Raw genomic sequence first — 3,486 nt, forward strand, 5'->3', positions numbered from 1 at the left:
TGCTGTGCCGTACGTCCGGAAATACCGCCGTGACGCATCTCCCACTTATTTGCCTCAGCACAGAGTTCTTCATCTGTCATGGTCAGACCCACACGGCGTGCCAGTTCAATGACGATTTCATTGAATTCTTTCTTGGATGGCTTTGAATAACTGATCTGAACACCAAAACGATTAACAAGAGACAATTTTTCTTCCATTGTGTCTGAACGATGAAGATCGTTCTCGTACTCCATATCATTCCTGTCATTCCATGTCTCTTTGATCAGATGACGTCTGTTGGATGTGGCATAAATCAGGATATTCTCAGGTTTTGTCTCAACACCACCTTCAATAACTGCTTTCAGGAACTTGTATTCAATTTCATGCTCTTCAAAAGAAAGGTCATCCATATAAATAATAAAGCGATAATTGCGGTTTTTAATCTGTGCAATAACGTTGGACAGGTCTCTGAACTGATGCTTATAAATCTCAATCATTCGCAGACCCTGGTCATAATAAGCATTGACAATAGCCTTGATGCTTGTGGATTTACCTGTACCGCTGTCGCCGAAGAGCAGCACATTGTTGGCTTTTCTGCCCTGAACAAAGGCTTCCGTATTATCCACCAGCTTCTTCTTCTGGATTTCATAACCTACTAGGTCATCTAACATCACCGTATCCATATTGTTGATCGGACAGAATTCCACATGATTCTCTGTTCTTGACGCAATACGGAATGCCTTATTCAGACCGAACATACCCACACCGTAAGCTTTGTAAAAATCCGTCACCACGTCAAAAAATTCATCCTCATTCGCTGTTTTCTCCAGCCGTTCACTGAGGGCCTGGACCTTCTCACTAACATTCTTATTGTACATCAATTCTTTCTTACCAATAGCCTTGTACTGCGAGAGCCTTGTAAAGCAATCAATGCCCAGACGTTCTTCAATTTCAGAAAAATCAAAGTCAAACAAAGCCTTAAATGCCTTAAAATCACCTTTGGCAAAGAAGTTGACACTGCCGTCGTTGGCCCCGACTTTCTCACAGGTTAAACTGAAAGGATTCTCATCTGTGATCAACAGATAAGTCAGATAATTGTGCCAGAGATTCTTATCGAAACCATAATCGGTGGCCACCTGAAGCAGATGTTTCACCTGGGTAAAAATGCGTGTCACCAGTTCATCCCTTGACTGGGTATCCTGATCCATCTGTTTGAAAATATCGCTTAACTGCATTAAAATGCTGTCCTTCGGCATATCGCCGTACATTAACAGCTTTGATACGATTTTATACATTCTTCAGTCCTCCATTTATCTTTGCTATGTCCTGCATCCATGATATATTTTCTTAACATCATTTTTTACAAATGTGTTTATTTATCCGATTATACTCCTATTTCCTATAGTAATTCAAGTCTATCTCTGTTATTTCGACAAATTACAATTCAAAACGCACAAAATTTTCCTGTAACTTCAAACCATCGCGTATTTTTCTCAGTTTAAAGCGTTGAACTCTTAAAGTATCTGTGTTATAATGATGTTACATTGATTTTTACAATATTTGTATAAAAGATAAATTCAACAAAACGGAGGTTTGACCCATGAATCATGAACAGATGCAGATGGAGTTTGTCCGCAAACTCCCAATCCCACAGGAAATTAAGAAACAATTCCCGATTTCTGAAAAAATCGCCCAACATAAAGCCGAACGCGACGAAGCCATTCGCCGTGTTTTTACAGGCGAATCCGACAAGTTTCTCTTAATTATCGGCCCATGCTCCGCAGACAGTGAAGAGCCTGTTATGGAATACATTCACCGACTGGCAAGGGTTCAGGAGAAGGTTGCTGACAAAATCATTATGATACCGCGTATCTATACCAATAAGCCCCGGACAACAGGCAAAGGCTACAAGGGCATGCTCCACCAGCCGGACCCTGAGAAACAGCCGGATCTTCTGGAAGGCCTGATCGCCATCCGCAAGCTCCACGCAAGAGCTATCGAAGAAACCGGACTTACCTGTGCCGATGAAATGCTCTACCCTGAGAATCACCGCTACCTCTCTGACCTGCTCAGTTATGTAGCTGTAGGCGCCCGCTCCGTAGAAGACCAGATTCACCGTCTTACAGGCAGTGGTGTCGGCATTCCATGCGGTATGAAGAACCCAATGAGCGGAGATATCTCCGTCATGCTTAATTCCATTGAGGCTGCCCAGAGCCCGCAGATGTTTGTCTACAGGGGCTGGGAAGTCAAAACGCCCGGCAATCCACTGGCCCATGCTATTCTCCGCGGTGCTGTCAATGAACACGGCAACAATATCCCGAACTACCATTTTGAGAATCTCAGCCGTCTCTATGAAAACTATGCAGAAAAAGGCCTTGAGAATATGGCCTGCATCATTGACACCAACCACTCCAACTCCAGCAAGCAGTACATGGCACAGATTCGTATCGCCAACGAAGTCATGCACAGCCGCCGTCACTCCGATGACATCAAAAAGCTTGTCAAGGGCTTCATGATTGAGAGCTATCTGGAAGACGGCAGTCAGAAGATCGGCGAAGGCGTATTCGGCAAATCCATTACTGACCCTTGCCTTGGCTGGGAAAAAACGGAGGCGCTGATTTACAGTATTGCGGAGCAGTTGTAAATCGCAAAGCGGCTGCCCTCTAGTCATAGAGCGAAATTAAAAATGCCTCTTCTACACAGGCACGTTCGCACTACCTAACGCTGTCAGCGGTACATAAGGTGCTAAAAAACAGCACCTAAGTACCGGACGCGTTAGAAGCACCTGTGTAGAAGAGGCATTTTTAATTTCTTCTCTTTTGCGTATTGAAGCAGCCGCATGATAGTCTTCTCAATATGATGTTAATTTTCAATCTGAAGCTATACTCTCAATGATGTAAATCAGTAATTAATAAAATGTATTGCTCATAAATGCACATTAAATACTTACCATTCCAACAATGCACCGCACAGGCGTCCGATATGGAAGCATTTCTGGTGTCTGAACATGATAGACAGGCGTTGGAGATTAAGGTCGGAGTGTTCGACTTCCCGAGCGTAACTATGAGCGGCATCAGCGATTGCCTCAAAGGAAAGCTGACCTTTTTCTGCTGCTTTGGCGCAGACCATGTCTTCGATGAGCATGGTGCTGATGACGGCCAGTTTGACTTTTGAATACGGCATTCCATCATAGACAGCGCCCGCAAAATATACATAAATGAAGTAACTGAGCAGCTGTTCTGCTATTTTGTCCGGCATCCGGTACTGGTGCAGTGCTTCGTATTGTTTCCTGCCGCCGCCAAATAAAACCTTCTCATAATGTCTGACTTTCTTCGGCCAGTCTGCTGACAGGACTTCCAGTTTGTGCAGACAGGCAAACATCTCTTTCATGACATGGTAGCGACTGCCGGGCTTTTCCCATCTTTCTTTCAGATAAGCACACATCCTGTCTGCCGCCCCTTCTGAAAGATAATGGTCATATATATTCTCCAGTCCAAACAACTGCCC

2 protein-coding genes and 1 pseudogene are annotated in these 3,486 nt (G+C 44.1%); 1 reads left to right on the forward strand and 2 read right to left on the reverse strand.

The window, feature by feature from the left end:
• On the reverse strand, window positions 1-1,274 hold a 1,274-nt coding region (locus WMO25_RS16295; protein ID WP_349086215.1), incomplete at its 3' end, for an ATP-binding protein.
• A gap of 305 nt (window positions 1,275-1,579) precedes the next feature.
• On the opposite strand from WMO25_RS16295, the gene WMO25_RS16300 reads away from it, so the two are divergent.
• Window positions 1,580-2,623 (forward strand): 3-deoxy-7-phosphoheptulonate synthase, encoded by a 1,044-nt coding sequence (locus WMO25_RS16300; protein WP_349086217.1) that lies wholly within the window; start codon window positions 1,580-1,582, stop codon window positions 2,621-2,623.
• 302 nt (window positions 2,624-2,925) lie between these two features.
• Here WMO25_RS16300 and WMO25_RS16305 read toward each other — a convergent pair.
• Window positions 2,926-3,486 (reverse strand): annotated as a pseudogene (locus tag WMO25_RS16305) (hypothetical protein); the annotation flags it as partial.

The sequence above is a fragment of the Coprococcus intestinihominis genome (assembly GCF_040096555.1).
Classification (GTDB): domain Bacteria; phylum Bacillota; class Clostridia; order Lachnospirales; family Lachnospiraceae; genus Coprococcus_A; species Coprococcus_A intestinihominis.

Excerpts from the sequence above, each read along its gene's own strand:
- WMO25_RS16300 (WP_349086217.1), top strand. The coding sequence starts at position 1,580 with ATGAATCATGAACAGATGCAGATGGAGTTTGTCCGCAAACTCCCAATC.